This is a genomic window from Streptomyces fragilis (genome assembly GCF_003112515.1).
Classification (GTDB): Bacteria; Actinomycetota; Actinomycetes; order Streptomycetales; family Streptomycetaceae; genus Streptomyces; species Streptomyces fragilis.
The window spans coordinates 221,990-241,473 of the sequence record NZ_BEVZ01000002.1; the positions used below are offsets into that span (position 1 = coordinate 221,990).

14 protein-coding genes and 1 pseudogene are annotated in these 19,484 nt (G+C 75.2%); 11 read left to right on the forward strand and 4 right to left on the reverse strand.

Translation table 11 applies throughout. The features are described 5' to 3' along the window. The first annotated feature begins 88 nt into the window (after window positions 1-88). From Sfr03f_RS03045 to Sfr03f_RS31025, 5 genes and pseudogenes are all read left to right on the forward strand, one after another. Window positions 89-280 (forward strand): acyl-CoA carboxylase subunit epsilon, encoded by a 192-nt coding sequence (locus Sfr03f_RS03045; protein ID WP_108952130.1) that lies wholly within the window; start codon window positions 89-91, stop codon window positions 278-280. Window positions 281-429: 149 nt separating this feature from the next. Continuing rightward, window positions 430-2,172, forward strand: coding sequence for a fatty acyl-AMP ligase (locus Sfr03f_RS03050; RefSeq protein ID WP_108952131.1), 1,743 nt, complete (start codon window positions 430-432; stop codon window positions 2,170-2,172). Next, window positions 2,169-3,899 carry an acyl-CoA dehydrogenase family protein gene (locus tag Sfr03f_RS03055; RefSeq protein WP_108952132.1) on the forward strand — a complete coding sequence of 577 codons (1,731 nt, stop codon included), beginning with the start codon at window positions 2,169-2,171 and terminating at the stop codon, window positions 3,897-3,899. The genes Sfr03f_RS03050 and Sfr03f_RS03055 overlap by 4 nt, the downstream gene beginning before the upstream one ends. A 38-nt stretch (window positions 3,900-3,937) precedes the next feature. After that, window positions 3,938-5,203, forward strand: a complete 1,266-nt coding sequence (locus tag Sfr03f_RS03060; protein ID WP_108952133.1) for an acyltransferase domain-containing protein — start codon at window positions 3,938-3,940, stop codon at window positions 5,201-5,203. A 365-nt stretch (window positions 5,204-5,568) separates the two neighbouring features. Next, window positions 5,569-5,904: pseudogene (locus Sfr03f_RS31025) on the forward strand (4'-phosphopantetheinyl transferase family protein); the annotation flags it as partial. A gap of 129 nt (window positions 5,905-6,033) precedes the next feature. On the opposite strand, the gene Sfr03f_RS03070 reads toward Sfr03f_RS31025, so the two are convergent. The 4 genes from Sfr03f_RS03070 to Sfr03f_RS03085 form a co-directional block, all read right to left on the reverse strand. Then, window positions 6,034-6,648, reverse strand: a complete 615-nt coding sequence (locus Sfr03f_RS03070) for a response regulator transcription factor (RefSeq protein WP_108952134.1) — start codon at window positions 6,646-6,648, stop codon at window positions 6,034-6,036. Window positions 6,649-6,671: 23 nt separating this feature from the next. Further along, window positions 6,672-7,883, reverse strand: a complete 1,212-nt coding sequence (locus Sfr03f_RS03075; RefSeq protein ID WP_108952135.1) for a sensor histidine kinase — start codon at window positions 7,881-7,883, stop codon at window positions 6,672-6,674. Window positions 7,884-7,975: 92 nt separating this feature from the next. Beyond that, window positions 7,976-10,255, reverse strand: a complete 2,280-nt coding sequence (locus tag Sfr03f_RS03080; RefSeq protein WP_108952136.1) for a TOMM precursor leader peptide-binding protein — start codon at window positions 10,253-10,255, stop codon at window positions 7,976-7,978. Beyond that, a complete protein-coding gene (locus Sfr03f_RS03085; RefSeq protein WP_108952137.1) occupies window positions 10,252-10,605 on the reverse strand; it encodes a hypothetical protein in 354 nt (117 codons plus the stop codon). The genes Sfr03f_RS03080 and Sfr03f_RS03085 overlap by 4 nt, the downstream gene beginning before the upstream one ends. 248 nt (window positions 10,606-10,853) lie before the next feature. Here Sfr03f_RS03085 and Sfr03f_RS03090 point away from each other — a divergent pair, with 248 nt between their 5' ends. The 6 genes from Sfr03f_RS03090 (at window position 10,854) to Sfr03f_RS03115 (ending at window position 19,145) form a co-directional block, all read left to right on the forward strand. Further along, on the forward strand, window positions 10,854-11,648 hold the full coding sequence (locus tag Sfr03f_RS03090) for an AfsR/SARP family transcriptional regulator (RefSeq protein ID WP_108952138.1): 795 nt from the start codon (window positions 10,854-10,856) through the stop codon (window positions 11,646-11,648). Between the two features lie 150 nt (window positions 11,649-11,798). Next, window positions 11,799-13,388, forward strand: coding sequence for an acyl-CoA carboxylase subunit beta (locus Sfr03f_RS03095; RefSeq protein ID WP_108952139.1), 1,590 nt, complete (start codon window positions 11,799-11,801; stop codon window positions 13,386-13,388). Window positions 13,389-13,592: 204 nt separating this feature from the next. Continuing rightward, window positions 13,593-14,915 carry a beta-ketoacyl-[acyl-carrier-protein] synthase family protein gene (locus tag Sfr03f_RS03100; RefSeq protein ID WP_108952140.1) on the forward strand — a complete coding sequence of 441 codons (1,323 nt, stop codon included), beginning with the start codon at window positions 13,593-13,595 and terminating at the stop codon, window positions 14,913-14,915. Further along, window positions 14,912-16,126 (forward strand): ketosynthase chain-length factor, encoded by a 1,215-nt coding sequence (locus Sfr03f_RS03105; RefSeq protein WP_108952141.1) that lies wholly within the window; start codon window positions 14,912-14,914, stop codon window positions 16,124-16,126. The genes Sfr03f_RS03100 and Sfr03f_RS03105 overlap by 4 nt, the downstream gene beginning before the upstream one ends. Before the next feature lie 181 nt (window positions 16,127-16,307). Next, the gene (locus Sfr03f_RS03110) at window positions 16,308-16,577 is read left to right on the forward strand and encodes an acyl carrier protein (RefSeq protein WP_108952142.1); all 270 of its coding nucleotides are present in this window, start codon (window positions 16,308-16,310) and stop codon (window positions 16,575-16,577) included. A 786-nt stretch (window positions 16,578-17,363) separates the two neighbouring features. Then, window positions 17,364-19,145: an acyltransferase domain-containing protein gene (locus Sfr03f_RS03115; RefSeq protein ID WP_245967371.1), complete on the forward strand. Its 1,782-nt coding sequence runs from the start codon at window positions 17,364-17,366 to the stop codon at window positions 19,143-19,145. Window positions 19,146-19,484 lie beyond the last annotated feature (339 nt).

Consider the following 19,484-nt stretch of genomic DNA (forward strand, 5'->3'; position numbering starts at 1 on the left):
CGACCGTGCCCGACACGGCCCGGGGGCCTCGGCTCCGGCGCGTGCGGGACGCGAGCCCGCTTCGAGCGGCGGGGCGCAGGCTGTCGGCATGGCGAATCCGATGCGTATCGAGGTGGTCCGCGGCCGGCCCGACGCCGCCGAGCTGGCGGCGGTCACGGCCGTGCTGCTCGCCCTGGCGCGCCGCGCGGGCGAACCCGGCGCGGCGGTCCGGCCCGCGTACGCCGGCTGGAGCGTCAGGAGCGGCGGCCACTGGCCGAGGCCCGCGGGGAACACCCCGTGACCGGCGGCCCGCGGCGAGGCCGCACATCAACGCGTGGCGGAGCCCCCCTCGACGGGTGCGTCGAGGGCCCGGGCCTTACGCCCGCCGACAGCAGAGCCGGCCGGCCCCCGTCCCGGGGGCGGGCGCACGGCGGGGGAGGGGGAGGCGTGATGGACCACCAGACGTTGACGGAGCACATCCGGGCCCAGGCGGTCAGGACGCCGGACCGGGAGGCGCTGGTCCTCCTCACCGAGCACCGCGGCGGCCTGCTGCCGAGGACGATCACCTACGCCGCCCTGGACCGCTCGGTGCGGGGCCTGGCCGCCGTGCTGGCCCGGCACGTCCGCCCGGGCGAGAGGGTGCTCGTCGCCCACCGCTCGCGGGAGCTGTTCGTCACCGCCTTCCTCGCCTGCCTCCACGCGGGCGCCGTCGCCGTGCCCGTCGCCGCGCCCGACGGGCGCGGCCACCACGACCAGCGGGTCGCCGGGATCGTCCGGGAGACGGCCGCGGCCTGCGTGCTCACCTCCACCGACGAGGCCGGCGAGGTGTCGCGGCTGCTCGCCCGCACCGGCCACGGCGACGTCGTCTGCCTGCCCACCGACGGCCCGGCCGCGGCAGCGGACGCCGGCACCGGCGAGCGGGCCGCGCCGGACGCCGACGCGGTCGCCTACCTGCAGTACACCTCCGGCTCGACCCGCGACCCCCGCGGCGTGATCGTCACCCACCGCAGCCTGCTCGCCAACCAGCGGGCCATCCGGCAGGCGCTCGGCACCCGCGAGGGCGTCCGGGTCGGCGGCTGGCTGCCGCTGTACCACGACATGGGCCTGGTGGGGCAGCTGCTGCACCCGCTGTGGCTCGGCGGAACCGCCGTCCTGCTGACCCCCGCCGCCTTCGTCCGGCGTCCCGCGAACTGGCTGGAGACGATCTCCCGTCACCGGCTCGCCGTGAGCGCCGCCCCGGACTTCGCGTACGAGATGTGCGTGCGCCGCGTCAACGACTCCCAGCTCGCCGGGCTCGACCTGTCCTGCTGGGAGACCGCCGTCGACGGCGGCGAGCCCGTCGACGCCACCACCCTGGCCGCGTTCGCCGAGCGGTTCGCCCCGGCCGGGCTGGACCCGCGGGCGCTGACGCCCTGCTACGGCCTGGCCGAGGCCACCCTGATGGTCTCCGGCTCCCGCGAGGACGGCCCGAGCGCCCCGCTCGCCGTCGACGCCGTGGCCCTGGAGAGCGGCCGGCTCGCGGAGCCCGCCGGCCAGGCCCGCCTCCTCGCGCACTGCGGGCCGCCCGCCTCCGCCGACGTGCGGATCGTCGACCCCGACAGCTGCGCCGAGGTCCCGGACGGCCACGTCGGCGAGATCTGGGTCCGCGGCTCGGGCGTCGGCCCCGGCTACTGGGCCCGCCCCGCCGAGACGGCCGCCGCGTTCGGCCGGCGGATCGCCGGACAGGGCGGCGGATACCTGCGCACCGGAGACCTCGGCGCCTTCCGCGACGGCCTGCTGTACGTCACCGGCCGCCTCAAGGACATGATCGTGGTCGCCGGGCGCAACCTGTACCCGCAGGACCTGGAGCGCACGGTCCAGCAGGTCAGCGGGTTGTTCGGCGCGGCCACCGCCTTCGCCGTGCCCGGCGCCCGCGAGAGGATCGTCGTCATCCAGGAGCTGCGGGCGGGCAGCCGCTACGACATCGACCTGGCCGGCCTCGCGTCCGCCGTCCAGCAGCGCATCACCGAGGAGTACGACGTGCGGGCCGCCGCCGTCCTGCTGGTGCGGCCGGGCACGGTCCGCCGGACCACGAGCGGCAAGGTGGAGCGGGCCGCGATGCGCCGCCTGTTCCTGCGCGGCGAACTGGCGCCGCTGCACCAGCGCGTGGAACCCGAGGTCGAGCAACTGCTGGTGGCCGGGGGCGGGCGGTGACCGGCGCACCCGAGCGCGCGGCCGCCCTGGAGCTGGCGTTCGGTCCCCTCGACGACCCGGACAACCCGCTGGGCGCCGCCGCCCTGCTGGCCGCCGACGCGGCCGGCGAGATGCTGCCGCAGGCCGAGCGGGTGCTCGACGACTTCGGACTCAACGCCGAGTTCGTGCCCGCCGACGTCGGCGGCCGGCTCGAGCGGATGGACCACCTGGGCCGACTGCTGCGCCCGGTGTTCCGCCGCGACGCCTCCCTGGGCTTCGGCTACGGCCTCAACTGCTTCTTCGCCGCCGCCCCGGTGTGGACCGCGGGCGACGACGAGCAGCGCCGGCACGCCGCCCGGCTGCTGCTGACCGGCCGGCGCATCGCCGTCGCCCGGCACGAGGTCGCCCACGGCAACGACTTCGTCCGCGACGAGTTCACCGCCCGGCCCGTCCCCGGCGGCGGCCTGGTGCTGGACGGCAGCAAGTCGGCCATCGCCAACGCCTCCCGCGCCACCGGCCTGGTCGTCTTCGCCCGCACCGGGACGGCCGCCCGCGGCCGCAGCCACAGCGTCCTGCTGCTCGACCGCGACGAGCTGCCCGCCGACCGGGTCACCGACCTCGCCCGCCGCACCACGACCGGCATGCGCAGCGCCGAGTTCGGCGGACTGGCGATCACCGACTGCCCGGTGCCCGCCGACGCGGTGCTGGGGGAGATCGGAGACGGCTACGAGCTGTCGCTGCGCTCCTCGCTGCTGATCCGCGGCCTCATCCCGTCGATCGTCCTCGCGGGCGCCGACACCGCGCTGCGCACCGTGGTGCGGTTCGCCGTCCGCCGCCGCGACGACGGCCGCTCGTCCCTGGACGTGCGGCACGTGCGCGACGTCCTCACCGGCGGCTTCCTCGACCTGCTCGTCATCGACTGCCTCGCCCTGGTCGCCACCCGCGCGCTGCACCTGCTGCCCGGGCAGATGAGCGCGTACGCGGCGGCCGCCGCCTACCTGGCCCCCAAGCTGGTCGCGGAGAGCATGGACGAGATGTCGTCGGTGCTGGGCGAGGAGACCTTCGCGCAGGACGGCGCGTACGGCATGTTCCAGAAGCAGCGCCGCGACCTGCCGGTGACCTCCCTCGGGCACGCCGGCAGCGCCGGCCGGCAGGTCAGCATCCTGCCGCAGCTGCCCTACTTCGCGCGGCACGCCTGGTTCGCCGACCCCGAACCACCGCCCTCCCTGTTCCGGCACGACGAGGCGCTCCCCCCACTCGACCTCTCCCAGCTGGTGCTCCTCGGCGACGGCGACCCGCTCGCCGCGACCCTGGTCGCCTGCACCGACCACCTGGAGGCGGCCCGGCCGCCGTACGACGAGGGCGGACCCGTCCTGCGCTTCCTGGTCAGGGTCCTCACCGGCGAACTCGCCGACCTGCAGAAGGCGTTCGAGGACATCGCCGAGGGGGACCGGGAGGCGCTGTCCAGCCCCCGCAGCTTCGGTCTCGCCGACCGCTACACCCTCGTCCTCGCCGCGGCGGCCTGTCTCGGCGTGTGGCGGGAGGAGCGCAGGGCCCCCACGGGACCCTCCGGCGCCTTCCTCGCGGCGCCCGCCTGGGTCACCGCCGCGCTCTACCGCCTCGTCGAACGCCTCGGGCTGCCGCTGCCCGACCGTCCGGAAGGGCAGGAACGGCTGGTACTCGACGAGGTCGTCGCGCGGCTGCACAACCGCCGCAGCTACGACCTCTACGCCTCCCGGCTCGCCTGACCCCCATCCCCCCGCAGAGCACGACAGGGAGCACCCCCATGAACGAGCGACACCACGACGACAAGGACGCCGACGACGACTTCGCCGTCGCGCACCGTGAATGGCTGAGCGAACGCGTCGCCCACTACATCGGGCACCCCGTCGACGACAGCGTGCCGCTGGTCGAGGAGGGCTTCGACTCGGTGGCGGCCCTCAGCCTGTACGGGGACATCGAGGAGGAGTTCGGAGAGCTCATCGAACCCGACGACGTCGAGGCGTACCCCACCGTGCGCCGGCTCGCCGAACTGCTGGCCATGCGCGGCGCGGGCCGGGACGGCAGCCGGGTGCGGACCGCGTTCGTCTTCACCGGGCAGGGCTCCCAGCACCCCGGCATGACCACCGGCCTCTACCGCAACTCCACCGGCTACCGGACCTTCCTGGACGAGGCGGACGCCGCCGTCCGTCCCTGGACGGGACGGTCCGTGGTGGACCTGATCCTCACCGGCGACCCGGCCGTCCACCGCACCGAGCTGACCCAGCCCGCCCTGTTCGCCGTCGGCTACGCCCTGGCGCGCACCCTGGAGGAGGCCGGGGTGCGCCCGGTCGCCGTCCTGGGCCACGGCATCGGCGAGTTCGCGGCCGCCGCCGTCGCCGGCGCGCTGACCCTCGCGGACGCCGCCCGCCTGGCCTGTGCCCGCGGCGCCCTCATGCAGGAACTGCCGCCCGGCGGCGGCATGATGGCCGTCTGCATCACCCCGCACGAGGCGGCCGAACTCGTCGCCGAGGAGCCCGCCGCGGGCATCGGCGCCGTCAACGCGGCCAAGTCGGTGGTGCTCTCCGGCGACCGGGCGGCCCTGGCCCGCATCGAGGGCCGGCTGGCCGAGCGCTCCGTCCGCTGCCGTCACCTGGCCGTCTCGCACGCCTTCCACTCGCCGCTGATGGCCCCGGTGGTCGCCCCGTTCGAGGCCGAACTGCGCAGGATCCGCGGGGCGGCCGCCCGGGTGCCGTTCTACTCGACCGTGCACGGGCGGCTGACCACCGAGCCGCTCTACACCTCCTACTGGAGCGAGCAGATCACCGCCCCCGTCCGGTTCGCCGACGCGGCCCGCGGCCTGCTCGCCCAGCAGACGCCGAGCCACGTCGTCGAGATCGGTCCGCGCGCCGTGCTCACCCCCTACCTGCGGCGGATGGGCGGCGGACCGCGCGGACCCGTCTGCCTGCCGGTGTGCCAGGGGCCGCAGAGCGACGCCGTCGACCTGGCAGGGGTGATCTCCGCCCTCGACGCCGGTCCGCTGGCCGCGGCCCTGCCGGGAGGCACCCGGTGAGGGAGCGGAACGGACGCCCGCTGTGGGCCGCGGGACCGGACGGCCCCTGGGACGAGGCGCGCGCCGAACTGCTGCGCACCGGGACCGTCGTGCTGTACGCGCGGATGGGGCCCTGGCTGCCCGAGGCCGGCTCGGAGGCCGAACTGCGGCGCCGGCTGGGACGCGACTGGCGGCGCTACGAGAGCATGGGGCGGGCCCGCTCACGGGAGCGGTTCGCGGCCTCGCGGCTCATGCTGCGCTGCTCGGCGGCCGCGGTCCTCGGCACCGCGCCCGAACTGGTCGACCTCGCCTACCAGCCGGGCGGCCGCCCCTACGTGCGCGGCTGCGACCAGATCGACGTCAGCCTCAGCCACACGGAGGACGTCATGGTCGTCGGCATCACCCGCCGCGGCCGGATCGGGGTGGACGTCGAGCGCGCCGACCGGCGTCTGGCGCACACCGGCTCCGAACGGCAGGCGTGCACCCCCTACGAGAAGGCGCGGCTGGACGCGGGCGGTGAGGAGGCGCGCAACGACACCATGGTGCGGCTGTGGACCCTGAAGGAGGCCTACAGCAAGGCGCTCGGGCAGGGACTGCGCTTCCGCTTCACCGAGTTCGGCTTCGCCCTGGACGACGCCGGACCCCGCCTGGTGCGGCCGGACGGCACCCCGGTGCCCGGCGGGGAATGGCAGTTCGGCACCTTCCCGGCCGGTGACGGGTACGTGCTGAGCGTCGCCGTCTGGGACGCCGGGTTCGGTGACCTGGCCGACCTGTCGGTGGGCACCATGCTCGACGACGGCATGCTCGACGCGCTGCTCGGCGCGAGCGGCCCGGCCCGCGGCCCGGCCCGCTCAGGGCAGCCAGCCGGCCTCCTCGGCGATGCGGATGGCGTCGATGCGGTTGCGGGCGCCCAGCTTGCCGACGATGGCCGTCAGGTAGTTGCGGACGGTGCCCTTCGACAGGTAGAGGCAGCCGGCGATCTCGGCGGCGTCGGCGCCCCGGGCGGCCAGGCGTAGGACCTCCAGCTCGCGCGGCGACAGCGGGTTCTCCGGGGAGTCCCACGCGGTCAGCGCGAGCTGCGGGTCCACCACCCGGCGGCCGGACGCCACCGACCGCACGGCCAGCGCCAGCTGGTCGGGCGGCGAGTCCTTGAGCAGGAAGCCGGAGACCTGCGCGGACAGGGCACGGCGGAGCGTGCCCGGGCGCCCGAGCGTGGTCAGGATCAGCGTGCGGCAGCTCGGCAGCCGCTCGTGCAGCTCCGCGGCCGCGGTCAGCCCGTCGATGCCCGGCAGGTCGACGTCTATCACCGCCACGTCCGGCTTGCAGGCCAGCGCGGCCTCGACGATGGTGTCACCGCGGTCGACGGTGGACACCACGTGCAGGTCCGGTTCCAGCTGGAGCAGCGCGACGAGCGCGCCCCGGACCATGTGAACGTCCTCCGCCAGGAGGATCCTCACCGACAACATCCTTACCCCCGGTCGGATGACGGTCATGCCACAGCGGTTCTCTCCATGCGGGCCGGCTCGAACATCAGCGGCTCCGCCTCCTCGGCGCTCTGGGGCCGCAGCGGCGCCCACACCTCCAGCAGGAACCCGCCGTCGTCCTGGAGGCCCGCGGAGAGCCCGCCGCCGATGGCGGCCAGGCGGCACCGCAGGTTGTCCAGTCCGCTGCCGCCCGAGTGGTCGGAGAAGATCCGGCCGTGCTCGTGCGGCCGGTCGTTGGTCAGCCGCAGGCGGACCGTTTCGCCGTCCATGGCCGCCTCGATGGCGCACACCCGCACCCGGCTGTGCCGGAGGATGTTGGTGACGCCCTCGCGCAGCGCCGTCGCCAGGACGGTGTCGACCACCGGGTGCAGCCGTCCGCACTGCACGTCCACCCGCGCCCGCACGTCGGCGGCGGCCAGCACGGTCCCGGCGGACTCCGCCTCCTCGGTGAGCGACATGTCGCGGTAGCCGCTGGAGACCAGGCGCACGTCGGCCAGCGCCTGGCGTGCCACCTCGAGGACGGAGGCGATCTCCTTGCGCGCCGTCTCGGGACGCGTGGTGATCAGACGCTGGATGAGTTCCCCCTTCAGCGTGATGGCCGAAAGGCTGTAGCCCAGCAGGTCGTGCAGGTCGCGGGCGAACCGCAGCCGCTCCTGCGCCACGGCCATGCGGGCCAGCTCCTCGCGGGTGTCGTGCACCTCGCGGACCAGGTCGGTGAGGCGGGTCAGGCCGTAGATCACCAGACCGGTCAGCGTGCCGGCGAGGGTGTAGTAGACCACCAGGTCGATCGGCGCCCCCGCCAGCAGGTTGTACACCGGGATGAACGCGATGAGCGCCCCGTAGCTCGGCCAGGCGTAGCGGGCCGGCAGCGTCAGCAGCAGGGAGGCCGCGAGCGGTCCCTCCATGCTGCCCCAGCTGACGCCGAACCAGGCCAGCGGCGCGAACGTGAGCAGCGCCTGGAGCCCGAGCATCAGCGCCTTGCGGCCCGGCGGCCACTGCCGGGCCCCCGGTGAGGAGACCGCCAGCTGCACGCCGAACAGTGCGAGCACCAGCCCGACGCAGACGGTCAGTTCGCCCGCCGGCGGGCTGGTGCGCACCACGTTCAGCACCGTGATGGTGCCGTAGAGGACCAGGGCCACGACGATGATCGCCTGCGCGAGCCGTGGAGCCGGTGCCTGCGTCCGGGGTGAGACCCGAAGGACGTTCCTCGTCGGCATCGCCGCCTCCTAGCGGGGGATCCGTGTGTGGCGGAACGCATGGTATGCCGTGACGCCGGACACAGGTCAACGGTTCGCAGCCGCCGCCGAACTCAGACAAACAGGGGGATCGGGTTGATTTCCCCGTATGGCGTGGGACGTGTCAGCCTGCCCAGCTCGACCGGGGTGTCGAACAGCCGCCCAGGGGCGAAACGCGCCCAGAAGTGACGCAAACCCGGGATGACGACCTTTACCACCGGAAGTCCCACGTCGGGACGGGTCTGGTCGAGCACCAGCATCTCCATGCCCCGGTCGCGGACGAGCCGCTCGGCGAACTCGACGTCCTCGCGCAGGTCCCCGCGGTGCGAAAAGGAGTAGGAAGCGGGGGTGCGCGGGGCTTCGGCCGGATCTTGGCGAAGGTATGGCTGATTCTCCACCGTAGCCCCGTGCCACCAGCGGGTCAGGTCCACGTCGTCGGATACCAGTTCGGCCGATTCCGCTTCCCCTGGCAACAACTGCGCGGCCTCGGTGACCGCCCTGCGCAGCGCCAGCCGCGGGTCGAAGTGGGCGCCGAACCCGAAGGAGACGCCCTGGACCGGTCCCGAGGCGCGCCGGGTCACCGCCGCCATGACCGGGATGCCGAAGTCGGCCGTCAGGTCGAGCACCCACAGTTCCCGGCCGAGCCGCTCGTAGGCGAGGCGGGTGCGGGCGAGCCACGGCTCGTCGAAGGCGTCGAGGTCCACGGCCGGCTGGCGGGTGCGGTTGTACCACCACAGGGCCACCGCGTCGCGTTCCACGAGCTCCAGGAACCCCTGGACGACGGCGTCCTCCGGGCTGCTGCCCGCCGCGTTCCCGTTGGAGTCCGCCCACGGCGCGCAGGCGACGCCGCCCGGCGGCGGGCCGAAGAACAGCATGGAGGTGGGCAGCAGCCGCTGGGCGCCGGCGGTCAGGGACCACACCGGCGTCCAGTCGACCGGCGCCTGCGGGTCGAAGGGCGGGGGGACCTGCTGGAACTGCGAGTGCAGCGGGTTCCACCGGGAGCGTTCCGCGAACTGCCGGTCGGCGAACAGCTGGCAGGCGTTGGGGTGCAGGGCCGCCTCGCCGAGCCCGGCGAGACTGTCGCGCACCACGGGCTCGTCGCCCTGCCGCGCGCCGCAGTAACGTTCCAGCGCCTCGCACAGCGCGCCGACCTCCGCCTCCTCGGGCGTCGTCCCCTTGCCGCCGCTGCGGCCGCGCAGACCGCCCCGCAGACCGGCCAGCGAACGGCTGTCGCCCAGGGCCAGGTTGCGGCCGGCCAGGTAGCGGTTCAGCCCCTCCGGGGACTCCGGGGCGGGCCGCAGCTCCGAGACGATCCCGGTGACCGGGTCGGCCAGGTGGCGGTAGCGGGCCAGCACCGCCGAGGCGCTCAGCGAGCGGTGGTTGCCGCCCACCACACCCGCCTTGGGACTGGAGACCGGCACGAAGGGCCGCAGCACCTGCCGGCCGACCAGCCGCGGATCGCCGCAGACCGGGCACTGCGGCCGGCGGGACACCGGATGCCGCTCGGTGGCCAGGGTGCGGGTGTCCAGGGTGCACACCGCGCGCTGCCCCTCGTAGCGCATCCCCGCCACCCACTTCGCCGCCTCCAGCACCGCGGTGTGCAAACCCAGCGCCCGCACCGCGCCGAAGGAGACCTCCGGGACCGGGACCGTCCCGTCCAGCCCCAGGGCGTGCAGCACCGGCGCCGTCGAGGTGCGGTGCTGGCGCAGCCGGTGCGCCAGGCACGCCCAGCAGGCGGCCCCGTCCTCGCCGAACACCGGGCCCACCCAGGTCTCCGCGCCGGACGGCTTGGCCGGCAGCCAGACCCGGCCGGCCGCCCGGTGCCGGGCGTCCACCTCCGCGAGCCGGGGGTCGAGATAGTCGTCGCACAGCACGAGGGTCAGCGCCGCCTCGCCGGGCTCGTCGGGGCCGACCACCCGCAGACCGGCCGCCCGGCACCCGGCCACCGCCGCGGCCGGGTCGTGGCGTCCGCCCAGATCCACGACCCGCACCGCGTTGAGGCGGAAGGAGGCCGACGCGCTCGGTCCGTGCAGCCCCGCGAACTCCCAGTACGCCTCGGCCGCCGCGTCCGAGGCGGGGTCGTGGTAGCCGACCAGGTCGGCCCGCGCCAGGTCGGCGATCAGGCGCGCCGCGGTGGCCGGCGGCACCGTGGCCGCCGCCTCCCGCAGCACGTCCGACAGGGTGCGGGTGCCGTCCAGCAGCGCCGCGAGCGCCTGCACCTCACGGCCCTGCAGCGCCGTCGTCCCCCACTCCGAGAGGAGGTAGACGGCGTCGCCGTCTATGGCCTCCACCCGCAGATGTCTCTTGAACCCCACCGGCAGCTCCGTGCCGGTCCCCCCGTCGGTGATGGTCATGCAAGCGCCGCCCCGGCCTCACCGGGAAGCGGCGCCATGATGGTGGCGCAGCCGTAACAGCCGCCGGCCGCACCGGAGCCCGGCCGGTCCAGGTGGTCGATGACCAGGGTGCGGCCGATGCCGCCGTCGGCGAGGGAGGCGCCGAAGGCCTCCGCGAAGTCGTCCCCGTACACCGGCTCCGTCGCCGCGAACCCGAACTCGGCGAGGACCGTGACCGGGTCGCTCGTGTAGCGCTGCGCCAGCTCGGGCTCGAGGCCGGCGCGGGCGGTCAGGAGGGCGAAGCGGTGGTCGCCGGAGAGCGGGAGGGGGCCGGAGGCGGCCGGCGCGGAGAGGTGCGTGACGGTGTTCATGGTGATCCCCCTGTGTTGGGTCGGACTCACGAAGCTGCGATCACTTCCCGATGGCCAGGATTCTGCTGGGCGCCGTGGCGGACGGCACAGTGCCGACGTCACCTGCGGGGCATGACATTTTCACGCCCGCCCACGTGACGCCCTCACTGGGACTCGAACGCCGCAGGTGCGAGGCTCGCCGCAGACTTCGCAGCAGCCCGTGCAGGCCCACAACGGACTTGCCGTACGCACCGAAGGAGGGACAGAACATGGAGATCCAGGTCCTGGGACCACTGGTGGCCCGTGAGAACGGGGTGTCCGTCGTCCCCACCGCGGCCAAGCCCCGGCAGATCCTGTCGCTGCTCGCCCTGCAGGCCGACCGGGTGGTGACGGTGGCGACCCTCATGGAGGAGATATGGGGGGAGGACATCCCGCGCAGCGCGGCCACCACCTTGCAGACGTACATCCTCCAGCTGCGCCGCAAGATCGCCGCCGCGCTCGACGGCGACCCGTCCCGCCGGCCCAAGGACGTCCTGGTCACCCAGCACGGGGGATACCTCCTGCAGGTGCAGCCCGGCCAGATCGACGCCCACGAGTTCGCCCGGATCGCCGCGGCGGGACGCGCCGCGCACGAGGCCGGCGACCACCGCACCGCCTCCGACCTGCTGGGCAGGGCGCTGAGGATGTGGCAGGGCTCCGCCCTCGTCGACGTCCGGGTCGGCACCGTCCTCGAGCTGGAGGTGCTGCGGCTGGAGGAGGACCGGATGGCCGCGCTGGAGCGGCGGATCGACGCCGACCTGCGGCTGGGCCGGCACGCCGAGATCGTGCCCGAACTGCGGGTGCTGGTCGCCCGGCACCCCATGCACGAGAACTTCTGCGCCCAGCTGATGACCGCCCTGCACCGCGCCGGCGGCGCCTGGCGCGCCCTGGAGGCCTACCAGCGGCTGCGCGGCACCCTCGTCGACGAGCTCGGCCTGGAGCCCTCGGCCCGCCTGCAGCGGCTGCACCAGGCGGTCCTCTCCGCCGACCCGGCCCTCGACCTCCCGGTGTCCGCCAAGCGCTGACCCCGCGGGGGCCGGGCGCCCCGGCACCCGGCACACCGAGGGCGGACGGGGCGCCGGCGGCGTCGGCGAAGGGCCGCCGGGAGGGCCGAGGCGAGGGCCTTTTGACAGCCCCTCCAGCACGTCTCGAGGCAGCGTTCCTACGTTCGGCCGATGACGATCCTCGAAGAAATCACCCTCGGCCGTGCCGCCCCCGACCTGCGCCGCGCCACCGCGGAACTGCGCCGCCTCAAGGAGGAGGTGAGCCGCGGTCCCGATCCGGCGGCCACCGAACGGCAGCACGCCAAGAACAAGCTGACCGCCCACGAGAGGCTCGACCTCCTCTTCGACGAGGGCACCTTCACCGAGATCGAGCCGCTGCGGCGGCACCGCGCCCACGGCTTCGGCCTGGAGGAGCGCAAGCCGCACGGCGACGGCGTGGTGATCGGCTGGGGCCTGGTCCACGGCCGCACGGTCTTCGCCTACGCGCACGACTTCCGCGTCTTCGCCGGAGCCCTCGGCGAGGCGCACGCCGCGAAGGTGCACAAGGTGATGGACCTGGCCGCCGACGCCGGGGCGCCGCTGGTCAGCCTCAACGACGGCGCCGGCGCGCGCATCCAGGAGGGCGTCACCGCCCTGGCCGGCTACGGCGGCATCTTCCGCCGCAACGTCGCCTCCTCCGGCGTCGTCCCGCAGATCAGCGTGATGCTCGGCCCCTGCGCCGGAGGCGCCGCCTACTCGCCGGCCCTCACCGACTACGTGTTCATGGTCCGCGAGACGGCGCAGATGTTCATCACCGGCCCCGACGTCGTCCAGGCCGTCACCGGCGAGCGGATCACCCACAACGGGCTCGGCGGCGCCGACGTGCACGCCGGCACCTCCGGCGTCTGCCACTTCGCCTACGACAACGAGGCCGACTGCCTGGAGGACGTGCGGTTCCTGCTCGCGCTGCTGCCCTCCAACAACCGCGAGCTGCCGCCCGCCGTGCCCTGCGAGGACCCCGCGGACCGGCGCACCGACGCCCTCACCGACCTGGTGCCGGCCGACCCGGGCCGCAGCTACGACATCCGCGCGGTCATCGAGGAGATCGTCGACGACGGGGAGACCTTCGAGGTCCACGAGGCGTGGGCGCCCAACGTGGTGTGCGCGCTCGCCCGGCTCGACGGCCACCCCGTCGGCATCGTCGCCAACCAGCCCTCGGCGCTGGCCGGCGTGCTGGACATCCACGCCAGCGAGAAGGCCGCCCGGTTCGTGTCGACCTGCGACTCCTTCAACATCCCGCTGGTCACCCTCGTCGACGTGCCCGGCTTCCTGCCCGGCGTCGACCAGGAGCACAACGGCATCATCCGGCACGGCGCCAAGCTGCTGTACGCCTACTGCAACGCGACCGTGCCGCGGATCTCCCTCGTCCTGCGCAAGGCCTACGGCGGCGCGTACATCGTCATGGACTCGCGGTCCATCGGCGCCGACCTGTCCTTCGCCTGGCCCACCAACGAGATCGCGGTGATGGGCGCCGAGGGCGCCGCCAACGTCATCTTCCGCCGTGAGATCGCCGCGGCCGACGACCCCGAGGCGGCGCGGGCCCGCCGCGTCGAGGAGTACCGCACCGAGCTCATGCACCCCTACTTCGCCGCCGAGCGCGGCCTGGTGGACGACGTCATCGACCCGGGGGAGACCCGCGCCGTGCTGATCCGCTCGCTGGCGATGCTGCGGGCCAAGCGGGCCGAGACGCCCTCGCGCAAGCACGGCAACGTGCCCACCTGAGCCGGCCACGGACGCATCCACGCGAACACGAGTCCGGTTCTAGGGGCCGGACGTTCCATGGCTTCACCGGACACCGGCGGCCCGTCACGAAGGGGCCGCCGCCCGGGCTGGCCGGCCGAGGGGGTTCACACCCCCGGACCCCCTCCGGCCCGCCGACACCCAATCGCGACAGCACGGACGAAGGGATCGACAGTGACCCCCACAGTGCCAGCCGGCCGGAGCGCGGCCGCGCACCCGGCTTCGTCGAAGGCCAGGCAGACCACGCGCCGAGTCGTCATCACCGGCCTGGGCGTCGTCGCGCCGGGCGGGGTCGGTGTCAAGGCGTACTGGGACCTGCTCACCGCGGGCCGCACGGCCACCCGCAGGATCTCCTTCTACGACCCCTCACCGTTCCGCTCCCAGGTCGCCGCCGAGGCCGACTTCGACCCGCTCCTGGCGGGTCTGTCCCAGCAGGAGACCCGCAGACTCGACCGGGCCGCGCAGTTCGCGGTCGTCTCCACCCGCGAGGCGCTCGCCGACAGCGGACTGGAGATCGCCTCCCTCGACCCGGGCCGCGTCGGCACGGCCGTGGGCAGCGCGGTCGGCTGCACCACCAGCCTGGAGCGCGAGTACGCCGTCGTCAGCGACAGCGGCCGCAAGTGGAACGTCGACCACGAGTACGCGGTGCCCGAGCTGTACCGGCACTTCGTGCCCAGCTCCATCGCCGCCGAGGTCGGCAGGGCCGCCGGGGCGGAGGGACCGGCCGCGGTCGTCTCCACCGGCTGCACCTCCGGACTCGACTCGCTCGGCCACGCGGTGGAACTCATCCGCGAGGGCTCGGCCGACGTCATGATCGCCGGAGCCACCGAGGCCCCGATCTCCCCGATCACCTCGGCCTGCTTCGACGCCATCCTGGCGACCACCCCGCGCAACGACACCCCGGAGAGCGCCTGCCGGCCCTTCGACCGCACCCGCAGCGGCCTCGTCCTGGGCGAGGGCGCCGCGATCCTGGTCCTGGAGGAGCTGGAGAGCGCCAAGCGGCGCGGCGCGCACATCTACGCCGAGATCGCCGGCTTCGCCTCCCGCTGCAACGCCTACCACATGACCGGACTCAAGCCCGAGGGCATCGAGATGGCCGAGGCCATCGACGCCGCCCTCGCCGAGTCCCGCCTCGCGCCGGACACCGTCGACTACGTCAACGCGCACGGCTCGGGCACCAAGATGAACGACCGTCACGAGACGGGCGCCTTCAAGCGCAGCCTCGGGGAGCACGCGTACCGCACCCCGGTCAGCTCCATCAAATCGATGATCGGCCACTCGCTCGGCGCGATCGGATCCCTGGAGATCGCCGCCTGCGCCCTGGCGATGGAGCACGGCGTCCTGCCGCCCACCGCCAACCTGCACGAGCCCGACCCGGACCTCGACCTCGACTACATCCCGCTCACCGCCCGCGAGAAGAGGGCCGACGTGGTGCTCAGCGTGGGCAGCGGCTTCGGCGGGTTCCAGAGCGCCATGGTGCTGGCCCGTCCGGACAGGAGGACCGCATGACCACCGCAGTGGTGACCGGCCTGGGGATCACCGCCCCCAACGGCCTGGGTACCGAGGAGTACTGGAAGGCCACCCTGGCCGGCGAGTCGGGCCTGGGGCCCGTCACCCGCTTCGACGCCGCCCAGTACCCCTCGTCCGTCGCGGGGGAGGTGCCCGGCTTCGCCGCCGAGGAGCACATCCCCAGCCGGCTGATGCCGCAGACCGACCACATGACCCGGCTCGCGCTCGCCGCGGCCGACTGGGCCCTCACCGACGCGGGCCTGGACGTCGGGGAGTTCCCCGAGTACGGCATCGGCGTGGTCACCTCCGCGTCCGGCGGCGCCGTCGAGTTCGGCCAGCGCGAGCTCCAGAACCTGTGGAGCAAGGGCAAGGAGTACGTCAGCGCCTACCAGTCCTTCGCCTGGTTCTACGCGGTCAACACCGGCCAGATCTCCATCCGGCACAAGCTCCGCGGCCCCAGCGGCGTCCTGCTCACCGAGCAGGCCGGCGGCATCGACGCCATCGGCCACGCCCGCCGCCACATCCGCAAGGGCTTCTCCGCCGTCGTCGCCGGCGGGGTCGACGCCGCGCTCTGCCCCTGGGGCTGGGTGCCGCAGATCGCCTCCGGCCTGATGAGCACGGTCGGCGACCCGGCCCGCGCCTTCCTCCCCTTCTCCGCCGACGCCGCCGGATACGTCCCCGGCGAGGGCGGCGCGATCCTGGTCGTCGAGGACGCCGGCTCGGCCGGCGCCCGCGACGCCGGGAACGTGTACGGCGAGGTCGCCGGGTACGCCGCCACCCTCGACCCGGCGCCCGGCACCGGACGCCCGCCCGGCCTGCGCCGGGCCGCCGAGAACGCCCTCGCCGACGCGGGGATCACCGCCGGGGACGTCGACGTCGTCTTCGCGGACGCCTCCGGCGTGCCGGAGCTCGACCGGGCCGAGGCGCAGGCGCTGACCGACCTGTTCGGCCCGCGCGGCGTCCCGGTCACCGCTCCCAAGACCATGACGGGCCGGCTGCTCGCCGGGGGCGCCGCCCTCGACGCGGCGACCGCGCTCCTCGCCCTGCGCGACGGCGTCGTCCCGCCCACGGTCAACGTGGCCGGCCCGGCCCCCGAGCACACCATCGACCTGGTCACCGAGGCGCGTGAGGCCGACCTGCGCACCGCGCTCGTCCTCGCCCGGGGCCACGGCGGCTTCAACGCCGCGCTCGTCCTGCGCCGCGCCCACTGACACCGGGCGTCCAGGACCCCGCCCGCGGCAGCCCGCCGCGGTCCGGAACCGGCGCTCCCGGGCGCCGGGGGCACGCACGGCCCGCCGCGGCCGCGCGTGCCCGGGGCGACACCGTGCTCCCGCGGATCGCCCTTTTCGTCCCGCACCACCATCGCGCCCAACCGAGAGGACGGCACCAGCCATGACCACCACCACCGCCACCGTGACCCTGGCCGACCTGACCCGCATGCTCCGCGAGAGCGCCGGCGAGGAGGAGGGCGTCGACCTCGACGGCGACGTCATCGACACGCCCTTCATGGACCTCGGCTACGACTCCCTGGCCCTGCTCCAGGTCATCGGCGAGATCCAGCGCGACTACGGGATCAGCATCCCCGACGACGCGGTGGTCGACGCGGAGACCCCGCGCGCGCTCCTCGCCCTCATCAACGCCGGCTCGGCGACCGCTGCCTGAGCCGGACACCGCGCGGACGCCCCGCCCCCGCACTCCCCCGGCGGGGGCGGGGCGCCCGCCTTCCCGCCTGGGGCCCGCACGCCGGGAGTCCGTGCCGGGGTTCCCCGCGTCCGGGGGGTCCGTGCTCGGGGTTCCCCTCGTCCGGGAGGTCCGTGCTCGGGGTTCCCGCGCTTGGGGTTCCCGCGTTTGGGGGTTCGGTGCTCGGGGCTCCCGCGCCCGAGGGTTTCGCGCTTGGGCATTCCGTGCCCGGGCACCCCGCGCTCGGGGATCCTGCGCCCAGGGCTCCGCACTCGGGCATCAGCGCTGGGTCCGCGTTTCCACTGGCGCCCCGGGCTTCGCACCGCACCGCGGGGCTCTCGGCGGCTCCAGGGCCTCGCACACCGGGGCTCTCCGGACCAGGGCCTCGCACACCGGGGCTCTCCGGACCAGCGCTTCGCGGGGGCTCTCCGGACCAGGGCCTCGCGCACCGGGATTCTCCGGACCAGGGCCTCGCACACCGGGGCTCTCCGGACCAGGGCCTCGCACACCGGGGCTCTCCGCACCAGGACTTCGCGCACCACGGCTCTCCGGACCAGCGCTTCGCGCGCCGCAGGGCTCTCCGCACCAGGGCTTCGCGCACCGGGGCCCTCCGCACCAAGGCTTCGCGCACCAGGGCCCTTCGCACCGCGGCTCCGCGCCGCGAGCCCCTTCGCACCGGCGCCCCGCGCTCCAAGGCTTCGCACCACGGCTCGTCGCGCCAGGGCCACGGCACACGCGGCCCGATCCGCGCTCCACGAGGAGGGAACCATGTCACTCACGTCCCAGAGCGCCGTCGTGCGCCGACTGATCGTCAGGCCCGGCCCGGCCCCGCGGGGGACCGCCCCCGTCACGGCGTCCGCCACCGCCGTCTCCGCCGTGCTGCGCGCCTTCGGCCGTTCCCCCGAGGACCTGCCGGCCCGCACCGTGGTCGTCGTCGGCGCCGCCGTCACCGACCCCGGGCTGGGCGCCGAGCACGAGGGTTTCACCGTGCGGACCACCACCACGCCCGGCGCCGCACTGCGCCGCGCGCACCACGAACTCCACGAGGGCACGGCCGACCTCGTCCTGGTCGCCGGCTTCGGGGAGCCCGACGCCCAGACCATCACCGTGTACGCCGTCAAGCGCGCCGCCGAAGCGGTGGCCGACGCGGACTCCGTGCTCGGCGTCCTGGACGTGGACGCCCCGCGCGGCGCCGACACGGCCCCGCCGCTGCGCCCGCTGCCGCCCGAGCCGCGCGGCTCCGACCCCGACCGCCACCGGCTGGTCCTGTGGTCCGGCCGCACCGCCGACGACGAGGCCCAGGTGCGCGGCGAACTCCTGGCCGCGCTCGACCACATGGACCGCCGGGCCTACCCGGCCCTCCCGGCGACGCTGCCCTGCGGCGTCCCGGCGGGAGCGGTGCGGGGCGCCGCCGTCGCCGTGTCCGCGCTCGCCGCCCCCGCCGTCCGGCGGGCCCGCGCCGCCGAGGCCGCCCGGCCCCGCCCGGTCGCCCTGCTCTTCCCGGGCCAGGGCTCCCAGCACGCCGGCATGGCCGCCGGCCTCTACCGCCGCGAACCCGTGTTCACCGCGGCCGTCGACGCCGCCCTGTCCCACATGGGGGAGGAGGGCGCCCGGATCCGCGCGGACTGGCTCGACCCGCGGAACGCGGCGATCGACATCGACGACGTGCGCCGGGCCCAGCCGCTGCTGTTCGCCGTCGACTACGCGCTCGGCCGCATGATCCTCAGCTGGGGCGTGAAGCCGGTCGCCTTCCTCGGCCACAGCGCCGGCGAGCTGGTGGCGGCGACCTTCGCCGGGGTGATCGGCCTGCCCGACGCCGTCGCGATGGTCCTGGCACGGGTCAGGGAGGCCGTGAAGATCCCGGCGGGCGGCATGCTCGCCGTCGCCGCGAGCGAGGAACGGCTGCGCCCCTACCTGGTCGACGGGGTGGCGATCGCCGCGGTCAACGCCAACCAGCAGGTCATGCTGGCCGGCGCGAGCGAGCCGCTGGCCGGCGTCGCGGCCCGCCTGAAGGCCGACGGGCTCACCGCGGTCACCGTCCCCGCCACCAGCCCCTTCCACTCCCCGGCGATGGCGCCCGCCTCCGACGCCGTCGAGGCCGACTACCGCTCCCTCCCGCTGCGCGAGCCGCGGGCGGCGCTGTACTCCGGCTACACCGGCGGCCCGATGAGCCCCGACGACGCCCGCGACCCGCGGTTCTGGGCCCGCCAGATCACCGACACCGTCCACTTCCGGGACGCCCTGGACGACCTGCTCGCCGCCGACGACGTCCTGCTGGTTGAGGCCGGTCCCCGTCAGACCCTCACCGCCTTCGCCCGCCGTCACCGCTCGGTGCGGCTGGGCGCCGGGGCGGTCACCCCGCTGCTGCCGGCCCGCGCCGGCACCCCGGAGGCCGACCGCCAGTCGGTGCTGGCGGCGGCGGCCCGGATCTGGACCGAGGGCCACGACCTCGACCTCGACGCCGTGTCCCGCCTGTGGACCTGGCACGAGGACACCGCCCCGGCCGGACGTGCCGCCCCGCTCGTCCGCGCGGAGGCCGTGAGTGCGTGAGGCACGGCCGGGACCGCCGCGGGCCGACCCGGCCGCGGTGGTCCCGGCGGCGCGCCCGGCCCCGGTCCCCGCGCCGGCCCCGGGGCCGGTCCCGACGGTGCGCCCGGCCCCGGTCCCGGCGGTGGCCCCAGGGCCGGTGCCCGTGCTGGCCACGGGGCCGGTCCCGGCGGCCGTGCCGGACTCGGTGCTGGCAGCGCCCCCAGCGGCGGTGCCGTCCTCGCCCCCGGTGGCGGTGCCGGCGTCGGCCCCGGTGGCGGTGCCGGGGTCGGCCCTGGCTTCGGTTCCGGCGGCGGAGTCCGGCCCGCTTCCGGCGCCGGTCTCCTCGGCGCCGTTGACCAC

Coding starts and splice junctions, on each gene's coding strand:
- Sfr03f_RS03045 (WP_108952130.1), top strand. CDS start 89: ATGGCGAATCCGATGCGTATCGAGGTGGTCCGCGGCCGGCCCGACGCC.
- Sfr03f_RS03050 (WP_108952131.1), top strand. CDS start 430: ATGGACCACCAGACGTTGACGGAGCACATCCGGGCCCAGGCGGTCAGG.
- Sfr03f_RS03060 (WP_108952133.1), top strand. CDS start 3,938: ATGAACGAGCGACACCACGACGACAAGGACGCCGACGACGACTTCGCC.
- Sfr03f_RS03070 (WP_108952134.1), bottom strand. CDS start 6,648: ATGTTGTCGGTGAGGATCCTCCTGGCGGAGGACGTTCACATGGTCCGG.
- Sfr03f_RS03075 (WP_108952135.1), bottom strand. CDS start 7,883: ATGCCGACGAGGAACGTCCTTCGGGTCTCACCCCGGACGCAGGCACCG.
- Sfr03f_RS03080 (WP_108952136.1), bottom strand. CDS start 10,255: ATGACCATCACCGACGGGGGGACCGGCACGGAGCTGCCGGTGGGGTTC.
- Sfr03f_RS03085 (WP_108952137.1), bottom strand. CDS start 10,605: ATGAACACCGTCACGCACCTCTCCGCGCCGGCCGCCTCCGGCCCCCTC.
- Sfr03f_RS03090 (WP_108952138.1), top strand. CDS start 10,854: ATGGAGATCCAGGTCCTGGGACCACTGGTGGCCCGTGAGAACGGGGTG.
- Sfr03f_RS03095 (WP_108952139.1), top strand. CDS start 11,799: ATGACGATCCTCGAAGAAATCACCCTCGGCCGTGCCGCCCCCGACCTG.
- Sfr03f_RS03105 (WP_108952141.1), top strand. CDS start 14,912: ATGACCACCGCAGTGGTGACCGGCCTGGGGATCACCGCCCCCAACGGC.
- Sfr03f_RS03110 (WP_108952142.1), top strand. CDS start 16,308: ATGACCACCACCACCGCCACCGTGACCCTGGCCGACCTGACCCGCATG.
- Sfr03f_RS03115 (WP_245967371.1), top strand. CDS start 17,364: ATGTCACTCACGTCCCAGAGCGCCGTCGTGCGCCGACTGATCGTCAGG.